Genomic DNA, 15,011 nt, shown 5'->3' with positions numbered 1-15,011 from the left:
GGCTGCCCAAGACATGTCCATTCTCGGATCGGCACTGCAAATCGTCCGCTGGGGGCCGGTTCTCATTGCCCTGTCCATCCATGGAACGCCCGCCCACGCGGTGCCGGAGGACGCTCGCCGCAAGCCGCTGCTGGTCGAGGCGCAGGCCCATCTGGACAAGAACCAGCCCAAGGAAGCGGTCGAACTGCTGAAGAATGCGCTGAAGGAGAACCCGAAGGACGCCGATGCGCGCTTCCTGCTGGGGTCCATGTACCTGATGGCGCAGCAGGGTCCCTCGGCCGAGAAGGAATTCCGTGCCGCGCTCGCCTATGGACGCAATACCGACGAGGTCCGCAACCAGATTGGCGAGGCGCTGCTCCTGCAGGGCAAACACGCAGCCGTGCTGAAAGAGATCAATCCGCAGGGCGTCGATCCGGAACAGCGGTCGGCGGCCATGGCGCTGCGTGGCCGGGCCTATCTGGGGCTCGAACGGTTCGATGAGGCGCAGGCGGCGTTCGAGGCGGCGACACAACTGGCGCCACGGTCGGTGACCGCCAAGATCGGCCTGGCCCGCGTGCTGGTGCAGCGCAAGCAGAACGCGAAGGCGCTGGCGCTGATCGACGAGGCGCTGACCCTCGATCCGGATTTTACCGGCGCCCGGATCCTGAAGGGCGAAATGCAGCGCATGGCCCAGCAGCTCGAGCCGGCGCTCGCCACCTTCAGCACCGTGCTCAAGGCCAACTCACGGAATGTGGAGGCGCGGCTGGGCCGGGCCGCCACGCTGATCGACATGAATAGTGACGTCGATGCCCAGAAGGATATCGACGCGGCGCTGGAACTGGCTCCAAAGCATCCGCTCGGCCTCTATCTCAATGCACTGATCCTGACCAAGAAGCAGGATTATTCCAACGCCCAGGCAGTGCTGCAGCGCGCTGGTGCCGCGCTCGACGCCTACCTGCCGGCCCAGTATCTGCGCGGCGCGATCGCCTATGCCCAGGGCAATCTGGAACAGGCCGCCGCCAACCTGAACAGGTTCGTCACCGCCGTGCCGGATAACGCCAACGGCCGGCGCCTGCTGGGCTCGACAATGATCCGGCAGGGCCGCTTCGACGATGCCGTCAAGACGCTGCAGCCGCTGGCGGACGGGCCGGACGCCGATGCGGCCTCGTTGTCACTGGTGGCCACAGCCCGCATGGGCGCCGGCGACTATGCGATGGCCATCGATCTGTTTCAGAAGGCGTCCAGCCTGGATCCGAAGAACAGTCTCTATCGGACCCAGTTGGCCGTGGCCCGGCTGGCCGCCGGCCAGAATGCCGACGCGGTCAAGGACCTGCAGACGGCGGTGAAGGAAGATCCGGAAGCCACGCGGCCTCAGCTCTTGCTGGTGCGTTATCATCTGTTCAACCGCGACTACGACGCGGCGCTGAAGGTAATCGGCGACATGTTGCGCGCCGATCCCAAGGATCCGGTGGCGCTCAACCTGAAAGGCGTGGCCTACCGCGCCAAGAACAATACCGCCGAGGCGCGCGCGGCTTTCCAGGCCGCATTTGCCGCCGACCCCGCATATCTGCCGGCGGTCCAGAATCTCGCCCGCCTGGACATACAGAGCGAGGATTATGCCGCCGCCGAAGGCCGGTTCAGGGACATTCTCGCCCGTGACGCACGGAATGAGGCGGCCATGATCGAGCTGTCCCGCATTGCCCTGACCCGCAAGAAGCCCGGCGAGGCCGTCAAATGGCTGGAGAAGGCGCAGGTGGACAATCCGAAATCATCGGCGGCCGGATTGCGGCTGATCGAGGTTTATCTGCAGGCTGGCGATATCGTGAAGGCGCTGGCGACGGCAAGCGCCCTCGACCGTCGCGTGCCCGATCGTCCGGAAGCCGTCGAGGCGCTGGGCCGCACCCAGATTCTGGCGGGCGACGCGGTCTCGGCCGTCGCAACCTATACGCGGCTGAGCGGGCTGACCAAGGACAACGCCAATGTGCATTTCGCACTTGGTCGTGCCCAGCTCCAGTCGGGTGATGCGCTCGGCGCGCGGGAATCCTACCAGCAGGCGCTGAAGCTGGATCCGAAGCTGGTGCCGGCCGTACTGGAACTGGTCAATCTTGAAATCAACAGCGAGCATTTCCAGGCCGCGATGGAACTTGCCACGGCATTGCGCCAGGGCCAGCCGGAGCTGCCGATGGGCGACCTGCTGGTCGGACATGTGATGGCCAGGACCGGAAAACCGGATCAGGCGGTCGAGGCGTTCCGCATCGCGGAGAAGAAAATCAATTCCGCCGATTCCGCACTCCGCCTCTATTACGGCTACACCGAGTTGAAGCGGCCGGCCGATGCTTTTCGGGTGCTGGAATCCTGGATCGCCACGACACCCGGCGACCAGCAGATTCGCCGTGTGCTCGCCAGCGCTTATCTCTCGGCCGGCGAGATGCAGAAGGCCATCGCCCACCACCGGGTATTGAAAACGCAGGACGGCGACAACCCGATGATCCTGAATAACCTGGCCTGGCTCTATCAGAGCGTGGGAGACCCGCGCGCGGTGGACGAGGCCAGGCGCGCCTATGAACTTGCGCCCAAGGCTGCCGTGGTGAAGGACACCTATGGCTGGGTCCTGGTATCGCAGGGTTCGGTGGAACAGGGCGTCAAGCTGCTCGAGGAAGCGGCGGCGCTGGCGCCCGACGAGCCGGAAATTCAGTATCATCTCGCCCTTGGACGGGTGAAACAGGGCCGCAAGGACGAAGCCTGCGCGCTGCTGGAGACGATCATGGCCAACGATCCAGATTTCCGCCAGAGCGACGATGTCCGAAAGCTGAAAGATGCGCAGTCCTGCCGCTGATCCGGGCGACCCGAGGCTGAGCCCCGGCCAGTCCGGATGATTCGGCACCTGCTGCATGTTTTCCCGGCGTTTGAACTGGGCGGCGCGCAGATTCGTACGGCCACCTGGATCAATGGCCTCGGCCCGGCGTTCCGGCACAGCATCATCTCGATCAACGGCGGTCTCGAGTGCCGCGACCGCATCGATCCGGCGCTCGATGTCGCCTACCCGCCCGCACCCGGAACGGGACTGAGCCTGCCAAGCCGCCTTCGGGCGTACCGCCGGTTCATCCGGCAGGCGGCGCCGGACGTGATGGTCACCAACAACTGGGGCAGCATCGAGTGGACGCTGGCGGGGCGCCTCGCCGGCGCGCCGCGACTGCTGCATGTGGAAAGCGGTTTCGGCTCGGATGAGGCAAGTGCCGATTATCGGCGTCGGGCGCTGATCCGGCGCAAGGTTCTCTCGGGCCGGGTGCTGACGGTGGTACCCTCTCGAACGCTGATGCAGCGGGCGCAGGAAAGCTGGGGGCTCGGCGCCCAACGCCTGCGCCTTGTGCCCGACGGTATTGCCACCGGAAAGTTCGCCGCCGCGGCGATGGGGCGCGCCCGCCGTCCGGTCCCGACCATCGGTACCGTCGCGGTATTACGGGAGGAAAAGCGGCTCGATCTGCTGCTCGACGCTTTCGCCGCGCTGCGCGCCGTCATGCCCGCCCGTCTGATCATCGCCGGCGACGGGGCGGAGCGGGTTCGGCTCGAAGCCCATGCCGGTCAGCTGGGGCTGGGCGGCGACGTCGAATTCACCGGCATGGTGGAGGATGTCGAGAACATTTACCCCAGGCTCGACATCTTCGCGCTGTCATCCTCGACCGAACAGATTCCCAATGCGGTACTCGAGGCCATGGCCGCCGGCCTGGCGGTGGCGGCGACGGCGGTGGGCGACGTGCCGGCGATGGTGGCTGCCGAGAACGCGCCGTTCATCGTCCCGCCGGGCGACGCGGCGGCACTGGCGGGCGCGATGGAGAAGCTGGCGCGCGATGCGGCGCTGCGTGAGCGCATCGGCCTTGCCAACCAGCGCCGGGCGTCGGAGGTCTATGACGTGGCCGCCATGGTCGCGGCCTATAAGGCACTGATGGACGGATAGGCACCGCCGCCTAACTACCCGGCGCCGGGCGGCCAGGCTTGTATTTCGGCGGCTTGAAGCCCTTCACGCGGGGTTTGAGGAAGAAACTCAGGATCGGGTCGCCGGGCGGTATCGTGTCGGGCACCGGCTCCTTCGCCGCGCGGTCCGCAAGGATGCCGGTAATCACGATCAGCGCCAGCACATGGTAGCAGAGATCGAATGTCGCCTTGCTGAGGAATGCGCCGGCGACGGCGAAGCCGATCAGGCTGTACTGGCTCATATAGGCCAAATCGGCGGCCCATTTCGTGTCGGGCCGCTTGCGCGCCTTGCGGTAGATGCGCTCGGCGCTGAAGAAGCCGCCGGCAAGAACCGACAGGTAGAGCAGCAGACCCGGATAGCCGTGCTCTCCCAGCACCTCGAAATACACGCTGTGCGCCGCGCGGCCCTCTTCCGGGACGCCATCGGCGTTGCGCGGGAGCAAACGCGCGCGCGTCGGATTGTCGTAGAAAATGTTGAAGCCGCCGCCGGTCAGCGGTCTTTCGTTCGCGACGTCGATGGCATATTTCCACATGGTGAGCCGGCCTATGGCCGACGCGTCCTGCTGGTAGGACACCGTGGTGGCCTGCCGGTCCTTCATGTCCTGCGGCATCAGGTAGAAAGCAAGCGCGCCGGCGGCGACAATCAGTGCGAAGGTGCCGAACCGCCGCGACCGGATCAGCAGATAGACCGTCATGGCCGTCAGCGCGACCAGCGCGCCGCGCGACATGGTCCCGAACACGGCAAGCAGGGTCAGGATCTGGGCGGCGAGAAAGCAGAGCCAGGCAAAGCGATTGTCGTTCTGGATTTGCAGGTAGCGCAACAGCGGCAGGATCATCAGGAAGGTCATGGCGATGCCGTTGTTGTCGCCGTGGAAGGTTCCAGGCGGTCCCCAGACGCGGTAGGCGCCGCCGGAAAGGAGCGTGAACAGGCCGCCGCGCATGGCGAAATAGGCGCACGAGATCACCATCACCCAGATCATTGCGTGCAGCCGATAGCGGTTGTTGATCAGCGGGATGGCGATCAGGGTGAACAGCATCACCTTAACGAAAGTCTCCCATTTCGGCCATGCCACGCCCGGATTGACCGCCAGCACGGTGGTGATGGTAGAGAACGCCGTAAACACCAGCAGAAGCACGACCACCGGCCGCATCTCCAGATTTTTCGGCTCGCGCGAGACGACCCAGGACAGCAGCGTGGCAATGGCAATGACCTCGGCGACCGGGAAGGTCGAGACCATGCCGGCGGCCATCTTGTGCGGGTTCATGTAGGAAACCCACATCCAGGCCAGGACGCCCAGATACGGCGCGTAGAAAATGGCCGGTATCCAGCTGAAGACGAGGACGAGGACGAACAGGCTGCGCATGCTTGGCGGACCGCTCCGCTGCCGAATGGGTGAAACGTTCGGTGCCGATCCTAACAGGGCGCGCCGCCGGATGGACGGCCTAATCAGGCACTGAGGTGTTTTCGCCCGGTCTGGTATAGTGTGCCAGCCTCCACCTGACTGATGGGACCGCAAGCGCCGCCATGTTCGACACCGCCATGTTCATCCTGTTCTGCATCGGCCCGGCGCTGGCGGCTTTCGTGGCCCTGCGCCTGGAGCACGAGGCCGGCGGACGGAAACGCCGCGGCTGGAAGCCGACACCGCACGGCCAAAATCGTGACGTTGAAGGCGGCTCAGTCTAGGTCGTCAGCCATGCCAGGATCTCTTCCGAGAGCAGGGCCTTGTGGCGGCGGCTGCTGAAGGTGTGGTCCGCATCCTTTATGGGCAGCACTGCCGCATTGGTGGATTTTGTCACCACTGGCCATGTCAGCGTGCGGCGTACCAGCTGGTCGAACTCGGCCGCGGTAACATCCCGTCCGCTGAGCACGATCAGTGACCGTCCGGGGAAGTCGATCCAGTTTCTCAGCATGGTGTCGACGAAGGCGGGATGATCGGCATCCCGCTTTCGCAGCGCATCGAGCACCGCGGTCGCGATACCGCGCAATGCGCCGCGCATCCGGGCGAATGAGGTCATCACCGCGAGCCAGCGCCGCCAGCGCAGCAATCGGGGCAGGTAATAGGCATTCAGCACCGCCTGCGAACCGGCGGTCTCGCCGCGCACCCAGGGATTGAGCAAAATCAGGCCGTCCACGCCTGCAAGCGAAGGGGCATGGAGCAGCGCGGCGCTGGCGCCGTCGCACAGGCCCAGAACGGTGAACGAGCGCACATCCGGCGAGGCGGCTCGGAACGCGGCCAGCGCGGCCTCGATGTCCGGGCCCGCCTGCTCGAAATCGACGGGTGCGCCGCCATCGTCGCCGTAACCCCGCCGATCCATGCGCATCACCGCGACACCGTGGTGGGCCAACTGGCGGGCCAGATCGACAAACAGCCGGTGCGGGCCGACCCGATATTGGGGCGCGCCCGGAACAATCAGCACCCCGTGTCCGGCAGCGGGCGCCGGCAGGTGCGCGATGGCCAGCAGGTGACCGTCGCCGGTTCCGACTTCGATTATGCGTTCGTCAGCCAGCGGCATGGCGGCTCACCACGGCGCCGATCACCGCCTCGGCAAAAGGCGGCTCGGCCGATGCGTTCGTCACCGACCAGAAGGGCGCAGTGCGGACCGGGACGTAGTCGAACAGCGCGCCATTGGCGGCACAGGCGCGCCCTGCGTCCTCGATCAGGGCGAGGCGTTGCGCGGTGGGTTGCGCGCAGTCGATCCAGGTGACCGGTACGCGGACCGCCTCGATCAGCTCCAGCAGATCCGACCGGTCGATGGCGTGGGTGAGGATGCGAGAGACCACATAGCCGGCCACCTCGACCGGTTCGGTGCGGCTCAGCTTCAGACGCATCTCGTCGAGCGTGATGCTGCGCCCGCCGGATTCCATGCCCTCGGCCACGCCGATGCGCAGGAACTGGTCCATATAGGCCGTGCCGGAAGTGACCGGCTCCCACAGCACAAGCTGCCGGAAGCCGAGCGGATCGTCGAACATGGTGTCGAGAGCCAGCAGGCCGCCCAGCCGCAGGCCCCACAGGCCGATCGTGTCGCGACCGCGCGCGCGCAACCAGCCGCCAGCCGCCCTGATGTCCTCGCGCCAGGTTTCCCAGCGGGCGTCGGCAAAGCCGCCGTCGCTGTCGCCGGTGCCATAGAGATCGAGCACGAGAATGCCGAGGCCCGCCCGGTTGAAGGCCCGCGCATGGGCAAGCACCACCGCACGTGAGCGGTTCATTTCCTCGGCGAATGGTGGAACGAAAATCAGGTCGCCATGGTCTGGAGACCCTGGATCCGGCGGAAGGTAAAGCGCGAACAGGTCGCCGCGCGGACCGGCAATAAACTCGGCCTTCAACCGACAGCCCCCTTTGGTGTCAGCGCTTCTCGTCGATGAATGCGGCCAGCCCGCCCAGAGTCGAGAATGTTTCGGCGCTGATCTCGTCATCGTGAATTCTGATGCCGAATTCAGCTTCCAGCCGGGTCACGATTTCAACCACGGCCATGGAGTCGAGTTCCGGGAGATTCCCGAGCAGCGGCGTGGAGGCGACCATGGCGCCTGCTCTGTCGCCCAGCCCCAGCGTCTCGTCCAGAAGATTGCGAACCGTCTCGATGGTTGTCATGAGGTGCAGTTGTCGTTCCGCCGCATTTCGAGCGGTTTATACACCCTTCCGCCGCCGAGATAAGCGGAAAAGGCGCCCTGCCTTGTGCCGCGCCGCTGCAGCGGCGCCGCGCGGCGTCAGTGGATTGAATGCCAGCCAGCCGATCCTGGGTGCGCTGTCAGGTGTCCAGTCGGCCTTGAACGGTTCTTCGCCCAGGCCGAAGTCGATCCGGCCGGGATGGTCGCCGTCGAGGATCTCCTGGAACATGCGCAGGGTCAGGGCGGATCCCACAGAGCGCGTATGGTAAAGCCGGTCATGGGCCAGCTTGTAGATGGTGGCCCGGCCGTTGTGGACGATCCAGAACTGCGCGGCCGCCGGATCGCCGTCGATCGACCAGCAGCCCAGCCGCAACATGCCGCGCCGCGCGCAGAGTTCGGCGAGCGCGCGCATGAAACCGGGAAACGGCTCGGCCTCTTTCCAGCTGGCGGCATAGACGGCCTCGTAGAGCGTCATGGCGCGATCCACTTCCGACGGCTCGGTGTACAGCGCGAAGCTGTCGGGGGCGCGCATGTCGCCCATGTTGCGCCGGATCGTATTGGTGATGCGCGATTCCAGTCCGGCCGTGAACGTGGCGGCATCCAGCCCCCGGCAGTCCAGATAGCGCATGGCGCTGCAGGGATAGCTATCGACGACGAAGCCGGCCTCGCGGAACGTGCGTGAAAGTGCTGGAAGGACCGGGGCGTCAGCTGCCATCGGCCGGAGATGAACCGTGCAGCATTGGGCCTTCAGGGTGCGCGCGATGGCCCGCAGGGCGTCGGCAACCTCAGAGTCGGGCAGGGACGTATTGATCAGCGGCGCGTAGAGCATGGTGTAGTAATTGGCGAGTCCGGTGACCTTGCCGTCCGACGATGCCAGCGGCATCAGCGCGGCCGGCGTACCGCCCTGCGAGCGCGCGCCGAGAATCAGGCGATCCAACGCCGGGTCCAACCCCTGCGCCGACAGCAGCTCGAACCAGTCCCGGGTCAGGAAGAAATCGCGCGCCCCATCCCGCTCGAACAGGGCGGCAAAGTCCTCCGGGACCCGTGACACATCGCTAAACTCTTCCACTGTGAGGGTCATTCGTCTAACAAGCAGCCCAGTGAGGGTAGGGGAAACCCTACCGTGTGCAGGCAGCGGCTTCATCATGCTATTTGGCGACATCATCGAGCGCGGCATGAAGCGCAATCCCCTTGGAGAGGCGGTGCGCCTGGGCGCGGACGCCATCGACTATGTGGGTCTTGCAGGCTGCATCGAGCGTGCCGCGAGCGCCTTTCTGCGCCATGACATGAAGGCGGGCGAGCGGGTCGCGGTCTATCTGCCCAAGTCTATCACCTCAGTGACCGCCTATTTCGGCGTGGCGCGGGCAGGCGGCGTGTTCGTCCCCGTCAATCCGGTGCTGAAAGCGCGGCAGGTGCATCATATTCTGGCCGATTCCGGCGCGTCCCTGCTGGTCACATCGGCTGATCGACTCGCGATGCTGGAGCAGGATGGCGCCGCGCTGCCGGTCGGCGTGCGCCGCGTTATTCTCGACTCGGAATGGGACGAGTTTCTGGCGTTGGGCGCGGATGGCGCCATCGGACATCCGGCCCCCGACGATCTGGCGGCACTGCTTTACACCTCAGGCAGCACCGGGTCGCCGAAAGGGGTCATGCTGTCGCACCGGAACCTGACGACAGGCGCGCATAGTGTCGCCACCTATCTGCGCAATTCCCGCGACGACCGCATTCTGTGCGCGTTGCCGCTGAGCTTCGACTACGGCCTGTCGCAGCTGTCGACGGCGCTGTTGACCGGTGCGACGGCGGTGCTGATCAATCACCTGTTCCCGCAGGACATTGTCGCCGCGCTGGAGCGCGAGGCGATCACCGGACTTGCCTGTGTGCCGCCGCTATGGCTGCAGGTGCTGGCGCTCGAATGGCCCGAATGCGTGAACGTCACACTGCGCTATGTCACCAATTCGGGCGGCCGGATGCCGCGCCACGCCATTGCGGCGTTGCGCCAGCGGGCGCCCCGCACGAAAATCTTTCTGATGTACGGTCTGACTGAGGCGTTCCGCTCGACTTATCTGGATCCGGCCCAGGTGGGCCGGCGCCCGGATTCCATCGGCAAGGCCATTCCCCATGCCGTCATCGACGTCATCGACGCAGCGGGGCAAAGCGCCGCGCCGGGCGTACCGGGAGAACTCGTGCACAGCGGACCGCTGGTGGCAAAGGGGTACTGGAACGATCCTGAACGGACTTCCGAGCGATTCCGCCCGCTGCCGCCGTCGTTCGGATCCGCGGAACCGGCGGTCTGGTCGGGCGATACGGTGACCCGCGACGCCGACGGTTACCTCTATTTCGTCGAGCGCCACGACAACATGATCAAGACGTCCGGCTACCGGGTCAGCCCCACCGAGATCGAGGATGTGGTTTACGAGACGCCGGGGGTTGCCGAGGCGGTGGCTGTGGGCGTGCCGCACAGCGTGCTCGGTCAGGCCATTGTCTGCCTGGTTTGCCTGAGCGATGAGGACGAGGCGTCATCGGATGACGTGCTGGCGCGCTGCCGCTCCCAATTGCCGGCCTACATGGTGCCCAAGGCCGTGATCGTTCGCGACAGCCTGCCGCGCAATCCCAACGGCAAGATCGACAGGAATGGCCTCGCCGTCGAACTGGCCGGCATGTTCGGGCCGGCGGTATGAGCCGCGCCGCCATGCCGCCAGGCAGCTTCCAGGTCCGCGACGGCGAGTTGATGGCGGGCGGTCGCAGCGTGACCGAACTGGCGGCCGAGGCGGGGACGCCGCTTTACATCTACGACAGCGGGTTGATCGCCGCGCGGGTTTCGGAGTTGCGCGCCGCCATGCCAGCGGGGCTGGACCTGCATTATGCGATCAAGGCCAATCCGTTGCCTGCGGTGGTGGGACTGCTGGCAGGGCTGGTCGACGGGCTCGATGTGGCGTCGTCCGGGGAACTTGAGCGCGCGCTGGCCACGGGCATCCCTGTCAGCCGGATCAGCTTTGCCGGACCCGGCAAGACCGACGCGGAACTGCGCATGGCGGCAACGGCCGGCGTGACCGTCAACCTTGAATCGGCCGGGGAAATGCGCCGTCTGGCGGCAATTTCAAGCGCGCTTGGCACCCGTGCGCGCGTGGCGGTTCGGGTTAATCCGCTGTTCGAGTTGCGGCAATCGGGCATGCGCATGGGCGGCGGGCCGAAGCAGTTCGGCGTCGACGAGGAGGCGGTGCCGGCGCTGCTGGCCGAGCTGGCGGGGCTGCCGCTGGAGTTTCTCGGCTTCCACATCTTCGCCGGCTCGCAGATCCTCAATGGCGAGGTCCTGATCGATTGCCTGGAGAAAACCGTCGATCTGGCAACCCGGCTGGCGGCAGACGCACCCGCGCCGGTGCGCTACATCAATCTGGGCGGCGGATTCGGCATTCCGTATTTTCCTGGCGAAGCGGCGCTGGATTTGGGCCGGATCGGCGGGGCCTTGGGGCCGCTGCTCGCGCGCGGCCGCGCCGCATGTCCCGATGCCGCCTTCGCCATCGAGCTCGGCCGCTATCTGGTGGGAGAGGCGGGGCTCTATGTCTCGCGAATCGTCGACCGCAAGGTCTCGCGCGGCAAAACCTTCCTGGTGACCGATGGCGGATTGCATCATCACCTTGCCTTGTCAGGCAATTTCGGCCAGGTGATCCGCAAGAATTATCCCCTGGCGATTGCCGGCAGGATGAACATGCCGGCAACGGAAACGGCCGACGTCGTGGGCTGTTTGTGCACCCCGCTGGACCGGCTTGGCGATAATGTGGCCCTGCCGGAAACGGCTGTCGGCGATCTGGTCGTGGTGTTCCAATCGGGGGCTTATGGAGCGTCGGCAAGCCCTGCCGGATTCCTCGGGCACCAGCCTGCGGCCGAGCGGCTGGTATGAACTGCGGCACCGCGCTGGGTACCCGATCTTCACAAATGGATGGAGAATCAAGGGAATTGGCGGTATAGGCTTGGACTCATGGTTGCTGCTTGGGGGCAGTTTTCACTGGCCGTCAGCCAGTCGACCAACGCTATCGCTTGATGGCGGCAACTTGTGTGAAGTGCCGGAGAGGGATGTCGAGTTGCCTGTCAGGATCATGATGAATTGGACGCGGCTGCTACTTGCCGCTGCCTTGGCGCTTGCTGTCGCTGCCTGCGGCGCCACCCATGAACGTCTTCCCGCGGCCGAATTCGTCTCCCCGGCTGAAGGGCCCGGACCGGACTACATCATTGGTCCGCTCGACACGGTCAATGTGTTCGTCTGGCGCAACCAGGAGGTCACCACCACAGTGACCGTGCGCCCCGACGGCCGCATATCCGTGCCGCTTATCGAGGACATGCCGGCCACGGGCAAGACGCCGACCCAGCTGGCGCGCGACATCGAGGGCGCGCTGTCCAAATACATCCGCAATCCGATCGTCACCGTCATTGTCTCGGGCTTCACCGGACCCTTCGCGCAGCAGGTGCGCGTGGTCGGCGAGGCAACCGAACCGCAGGCCATTCCCTTCCGCGCCAACATGACCCTGCTCGACGTGATGATCAGCGTCGGCGGTCTGACCGAATATGCGGCGGGCAACCGGTCGACGCTCGTGCGCTACAACACGGAAAGCAAGCGGCAGGAGGAATATACCGTGCGGATCAGCGACCTGATCCGCGACGGCGACGTATCCGCCAATGTGAAGATCAATCCGGGCGACGTGATCATCATCCCGGAGAGTTTTTTCTGATTTGCCGGGGGACTGGCGCTTCGGAGGCTGTGTCCCGTGCAGCACCTGGCGGCCTTTCACGGTACGCCGGACCGCCTGAACGGACGCGGCGTGCGGCAGCGTCGATATTGCGCCGCGGCGGACGAGGGACAACGATAGCCGGCGGCCGGGGCGACGCTGGTGGAACGGGATGGGCCCGGGAAGCTCGAGGCTCCGAAGTCGAAGAATGAACGATAATTACGTACAACTCCTGCTTCTGTTGCGCTCGCTGTGGCTGCGCCGCTGGTATGCGCTCGGCGTGGCCTGGCTGGTGACGCTTGGCGGCTGGATGTATGTAACGTCGATTCCCGACATGTTCCGGTCCTCTGCCCAGATCTACATCGACACGGACACGATGTTGAACGACCTGCTTCAGGGCGTGACTGTGGATGTCGACACCAATCGCCAGGTCCAGGTGATGCAGCAGACGCTGCTCAGCCGGCCGAACATGGAGCGGGTGCTGCGCATGGCAGACCTGGACCTGACCGCGACCAGCGACGCGCAGGTCGCGGCCATGGCCGCCCAGATCCGCACCCGCGTCGAGCTTACGCCGGTCGCCCCCAACCTGTTCCGCCTGTCCTACGAGGATCATGACCGCCAGAAGACCCAGCGGGTCGTCCAGTCGCTGCTGACCATCTTCGTCGAGAGCAACCTTGGGCTGAGCCGCCAGGATATTTCGCAGGCCCGCCGGTTCCTTGATGAACAGATCCGCGATTACGAGCAGCAATTGTCCGAGGCCGAACAGCGCCGGGCCCAGTTCCGCCGCGACAATATCGGCCTGCTGCCGGGCGACGAAAACTATTTCGCCCGCATGCAGCGCGAGAAGAGCGAACTTTCGGATCTGCAGCGGCAATACAACGACGCCGCGCTGATGCGTGCGGAACTGGCGAGGCAGTCGCTGGCCGTGCCGCGCTTCATCGCCATTCGCACGGCCAGCGGCACCAACAGGGATTCGTTCGGCGCCGCCGACCAGATCGCCGAAATGCGGCGCAAGCTGGGAGAACTGGATGCCCAGGGCTATACGCCGCTCCATCCCGACGTTGTCGCCGCCCAGGAATCGCTCGACAAGGCGCTCGAGGATTACGACAGGGAGCGGGCCGCCGCCACCAACCAGAATGCCGGCGACGACGAAAGCCCGCTCAATCCCAACGCGACCATGATCAATCCGGTGTGGGAGCAGATTCAGGTCAAGCTGGTGGATGCCGACACCAACCTGGCCAGCCTCAAATCCCGCATAGCCGGCAAGGAAACCATGATCGCGCAGTTCGATGAACTGGCGAAGACCGTCCCGAATGTCGAAGCCGAGTTGATGCGGGTGGACCGCGACTACGAGGTGGTGAAGAAGAAGTACGAGGATCTGCTGCAGCGGCGTGAATCCGCGCGGATCACCCAGGACCTGGAAGGCAAGACCGACAAGGTGCAGTTCCGCGTGATCGAGCCGCCCGACCTGCCGCGCGCGCCCAGCAGCCCGAACCGTCCCGCCCTGCTGTCGGCGTCGTTGCTGATCGGCCTGGCCGCGGGCCTTGGCGTCGCGTTCCTGCTCAGCCAGGTGCATCACACCTTTTCCACCGCAAACCGGCTGCGGGCCAGTTTCGACCTTCCGGTACTGGGTACGATCTCGGCCGTGCCGTTCGACAGCTACAGCCGGCGGCGGCGGATCGAGATCGCGTCGTTCTCGGTCGTGCTGGCCGGTCTTGTTGTGGCATATGTATTTGTCATGACCTACCGGATTGCGCCGGTTGCCCTCTGGGGATCCAGCTGATGGGCACGGATGACGCCAACAAGAACCTGATCGAGCGCGCCGCGCAGCGGATCGCCGATGCCCGGTCGGCCGACGATCCGGCGCAGGCCGACGCCGGCAAGGCCGCCCTGGAGACCGAGGCTGAACCGCTTCCCCTGACGCCAGAGGCAGAAGTCCCTGCCGAGCCGGATGCGGATGCCGAGCAGCGGGCACGCGACCGGCGGCGCTCCCAATCCGCCATGATCGATCTCGATCGTTTGCGCCAGGGCGGTTTCATTGTCCCCGATGACGCGCCGACCCGCGTGGCCGAGGAGTTCCGCATCGTCAAGCGTCAGCTGCTGCGCAAGGCGCTGCCGAGCAGCCCGGACCTGATTCCCAACGGCAACCTGCTGATGGTCACCAGCACCCAGCCGGGCGAGGGCAAGACCTTCTGTTCCATCAACCTGGCCCTGTCCATTGCCTCCGAGCGCGATCTGACGGTCATGCTGATCGACGCGGACGTGGCACGGCCTCAGTTGCTGAGCGCACTGGACATCGACGCCGACAAGGGCCTGATCGATGTGCTGGTCGACGACCGTCTCGACGTGGCCGACTGTCTGCTGCGCACCAACATCGACAATCTGACGGTGTTGCCTGCCGGCCGTCCCCATCCAGGCGCCACGGAGCTGCTGTCGTCCGAGAAGATGGCGGCGCTGCTCGAGGAAATGGCGCGCCGCTACCATGACCGGATCGTGATCTTCGACAGCTCGCCGGTGCTTGCCTCCAGCGCGCCGGGCGTTCTCGCCGCGCGCATGGGCCAGATCATGTTCGTGGTCGAGGCCGATCGCACGCGCGAGACTCAGGTGATGGAGGCGCTGTCGCTGATCAGCGATTGCCGTCACATCAGCCTGCTGCTCAACAAGGCGCGCTTCATGGGCGGCAAGGTGCGGTTTGGTTCGTATTACGAATATTACAGGAGCTGAGCTTGGCG

13 protein-coding genes are annotated in these 15,011 nt (G+C 65.5%); 8 read left to right on the top strand and 5 right to left on the bottom strand.

Features of this window, described 5'->3' with window-relative positions:
* The first annotated feature begins 13 nt into the window (after positions 1–13).
* Positions 14–2,815 carry an XrtA/PEP-CTERM system TPR-repeat protein PrsT gene (gene prsT / locus WJU21_RS03205; protein ID WP_346321930.1) on the top strand — a complete coding sequence of 934 codons (2,802 nt, stop codon included), beginning with the start codon at positions 14–16 and terminating at the stop codon, positions 2,813–2,815.
* A 36-nt stretch (positions 2,816–2,851) separates the two neighbouring features.
* Positions 2,852–3,934, top strand: a complete 1,083-nt coding sequence (locus tag WJU21_RS03200) for a glycosyltransferase family 4 protein (protein ID WP_346321929.1) — start codon at positions 2,852–2,854, stop codon at positions 3,932–3,934.
* Positions 3,935–3,944: 10 nt separating this feature from the next.
* Here the strand turns inward: WJU21_RS03200 and WJU21_RS03195 are convergent, their stop codons facing one another.
* Positions 3,945–5,315, bottom strand: a complete 1,371-nt coding sequence (locus WJU21_RS03195; RefSeq protein WP_346321928.1) for a putative O-glycosylation ligase, exosortase A system-associated — start codon at positions 5,313–5,315, stop codon at positions 3,945–3,947.
* A 161-nt stretch (positions 5,316–5,476) separates the two neighbouring features.
* Between WJU21_RS03195 and WJU21_RS03190 the strand changes: the two genes are divergently transcribed.
* Positions 5,477–5,635 (top strand): hypothetical protein, encoded by a 159-nt coding sequence (locus tag WJU21_RS03190; RefSeq protein ID WP_346321927.1) that lies wholly within the window; start codon positions 5,477–5,479, stop codon positions 5,633–5,635.
* Here the strand turns inward: WJU21_RS03190 and WJU21_RS03185 are convergent.
* The 4 genes from WJU21_RS03185 to WJU21_RS03170 are packed head-to-tail and all read right to left on the bottom strand — an operon-like array spanning position 5,632 to position 8,609.
* Positions 5,632–6,465, bottom strand: a complete 834-nt coding sequence (locus WJU21_RS03185) for a hydrolase 1, exosortase A system-associated (protein ID WP_346321926.1) — start codon at positions 6,463–6,465, stop codon at positions 5,632–5,634. The two genes, WJU21_RS03190 and WJU21_RS03185, sit on opposite strands and share 4 nt — an antisense overlap.
* The gene (locus tag WJU21_RS03180; RefSeq protein ID WP_346321925.1) at positions 6,452–7,276 is read right to left on the bottom strand and encodes a hydrolase 2, exosortase A system-associated; all 825 of its coding nucleotides are present in this window, start codon (positions 7,274–7,276) and stop codon (positions 6,452–6,454) included. The genes WJU21_RS03185 and WJU21_RS03180 overlap by 14 nt, the downstream gene beginning before the upstream one ends.
* 19 nt (positions 7,277–7,295) lie before the next feature.
* The gene (locus WJU21_RS03175; RefSeq protein WP_346321924.1) at positions 7,296–7,541 is read right to left on the bottom strand and encodes an acyl carrier protein; all 246 of its coding nucleotides are present in this window, start codon (positions 7,539–7,541) and stop codon (positions 7,296–7,298) included.
* A gap of 36 nt (positions 7,542–7,577) precedes the next feature.
* Complete coding sequence (locus WJU21_RS03170) at positions 7,578–8,609, bottom strand: GNAT family N-acetyltransferase (protein WP_346321923.1); 1,032 nt, start codon at positions 8,607–8,609, stop codon at positions 7,578–7,580.
* Positions 8,610–8,703: 94 nt separating this feature from the next.
* Between WJU21_RS03170 and WJU21_RS03165 the strand changes: the two genes are divergently transcribed.
* From WJU21_RS03165 to WJU21_RS03145, 5 genes are all read left to right on the top strand, one after another.
* A complete protein-coding gene (locus tag WJU21_RS03165; RefSeq protein ID WP_346321922.1) occupies positions 8,704–10,236 on the top strand; it encodes an acyl-CoA ligase (AMP-forming), exosortase A system-associated in 1,533 nt (510 codons plus the stop codon).
* A complete protein-coding gene (locus tag WJU21_RS03160) occupies positions 10,233–11,456 on the top strand; it encodes a pyridoxal-dependent decarboxylase, exosortase A system-associated (RefSeq protein WP_346321921.1) in 1,224 nt (407 codons plus the stop codon). Before WJU21_RS03165 ends, WJU21_RS03160 begins: the two co-directional genes overlap by 4 nt.
* A gap of 199 nt (positions 11,457–11,655) precedes the next feature.
* Positions 11,656–12,282 carry an XrtA/PEP-CTERM system exopolysaccharide export protein gene (locus tag WJU21_RS03155; protein ID WP_346321920.1) on the top strand — a complete coding sequence of 209 codons (627 nt, stop codon included), beginning with the start codon at positions 11,656–11,658 and terminating at the stop codon, positions 12,280–12,282.
* Between the two features lie 205 nt (positions 12,283–12,487).
* Positions 12,488–14,062 carry an XrtA system polysaccharide chain length determinant gene (locus WJU21_RS03150; protein ID WP_346321919.1) on the top strand — a complete coding sequence of 525 codons (1,575 nt, stop codon included), beginning with the start codon at positions 12,488–12,490 and terminating at the stop codon, positions 14,060–14,062.
* Positions 14,062–15,003, top strand: coding sequence for an XrtA-associated tyrosine autokinase (locus WJU21_RS03145; RefSeq protein WP_346321918.1), 942 nt, complete (start codon positions 14,062–14,064; stop codon positions 15,001–15,003). Before WJU21_RS03150 ends, WJU21_RS03145 begins: the two co-directional genes overlap by 1 nt.
* The last annotated feature ends 8 nt before the right edge of the window (positions 15,004–15,011 follow it).

This window comes from Emcibacter sp. SYSU 3D8, from assembly GCF_039655875.1.
Classification (GTDB): Bacteria; Pseudomonadota; Alphaproteobacteria; order SMXS01; family SMXS01; genus RI-34.
The sequence above is the reverse complement of the archived record's forward strand: the minus strand, read 5'-3'. Positions and strand labels throughout refer to the sequence as shown.

Coding starts and splice junctions, on each gene's coding strand:
- WJU21_RS03150 (WP_346321919.1), top strand. CDS start 12,488: ATGAACGATAATTACGTACAACTCCTGCTTCTGTTGCGCTCGCTGTGG.
- WJU21_RS03175 (WP_346321924.1), bottom strand. CDS start 7,541: ATGACAACCATCGAGACGGTTCGCAATCTTCTGGACGAGACGCTGGGG.
- WJU21_RS03155 (WP_346321920.1), top strand. CDS start 11,656: ATGAATTGGACGCGGCTGCTACTTGCCGCTGCCTTGGCGCTTGCTGTC.
- WJU21_RS03160 (WP_346321921.1), top strand. CDS start 10,233: ATGAGCCGCGCCGCCATGCCGCCAGGCAGCTTCCAGGTCCGCGACGGC.
- WJU21_RS03185 (WP_346321926.1), bottom strand. CDS start 6,465: ATGCCGCTGGCTGACGAACGCATAATCGAAGTCGGAACCGGCGACGGT.
- WJU21_RS03200 (WP_346321929.1), top strand. CDS start 2,852: ATGATTCGGCACCTGCTGCATGTTTTCCCGGCGTTTGAACTGGGCGGC.
- WJU21_RS03165 (WP_346321922.1), top strand. CDS start 8,704: ATGCTATTTGGCGACATCATCGAGCGCGGCATGAAGCGCAATCCCCTT.
- prsT (WP_346321930.1), top strand. CDS start 14: ATGTCCATTCTCGGATCGGCACTGCAAATCGTCCGCTGGGGGCCGGTT.
- WJU21_RS03145 (WP_346321918.1), top strand. CDS start 14,062: ATGGGCACGGATGACGCCAACAAGAACCTGATCGAGCGCGCCGCGCAG.
- WJU21_RS03195 (WP_346321928.1), bottom strand. CDS start 5,315: ATGCGCAGCCTGTTCGTCCTCGTCCTCGTCTTCAGCTGGATACCGGCC.
- WJU21_RS03190 (WP_346321927.1), top strand. CDS start 5,477: ATGTTCGACACCGCCATGTTCATCCTGTTCTGCATCGGCCCGGCGCTG.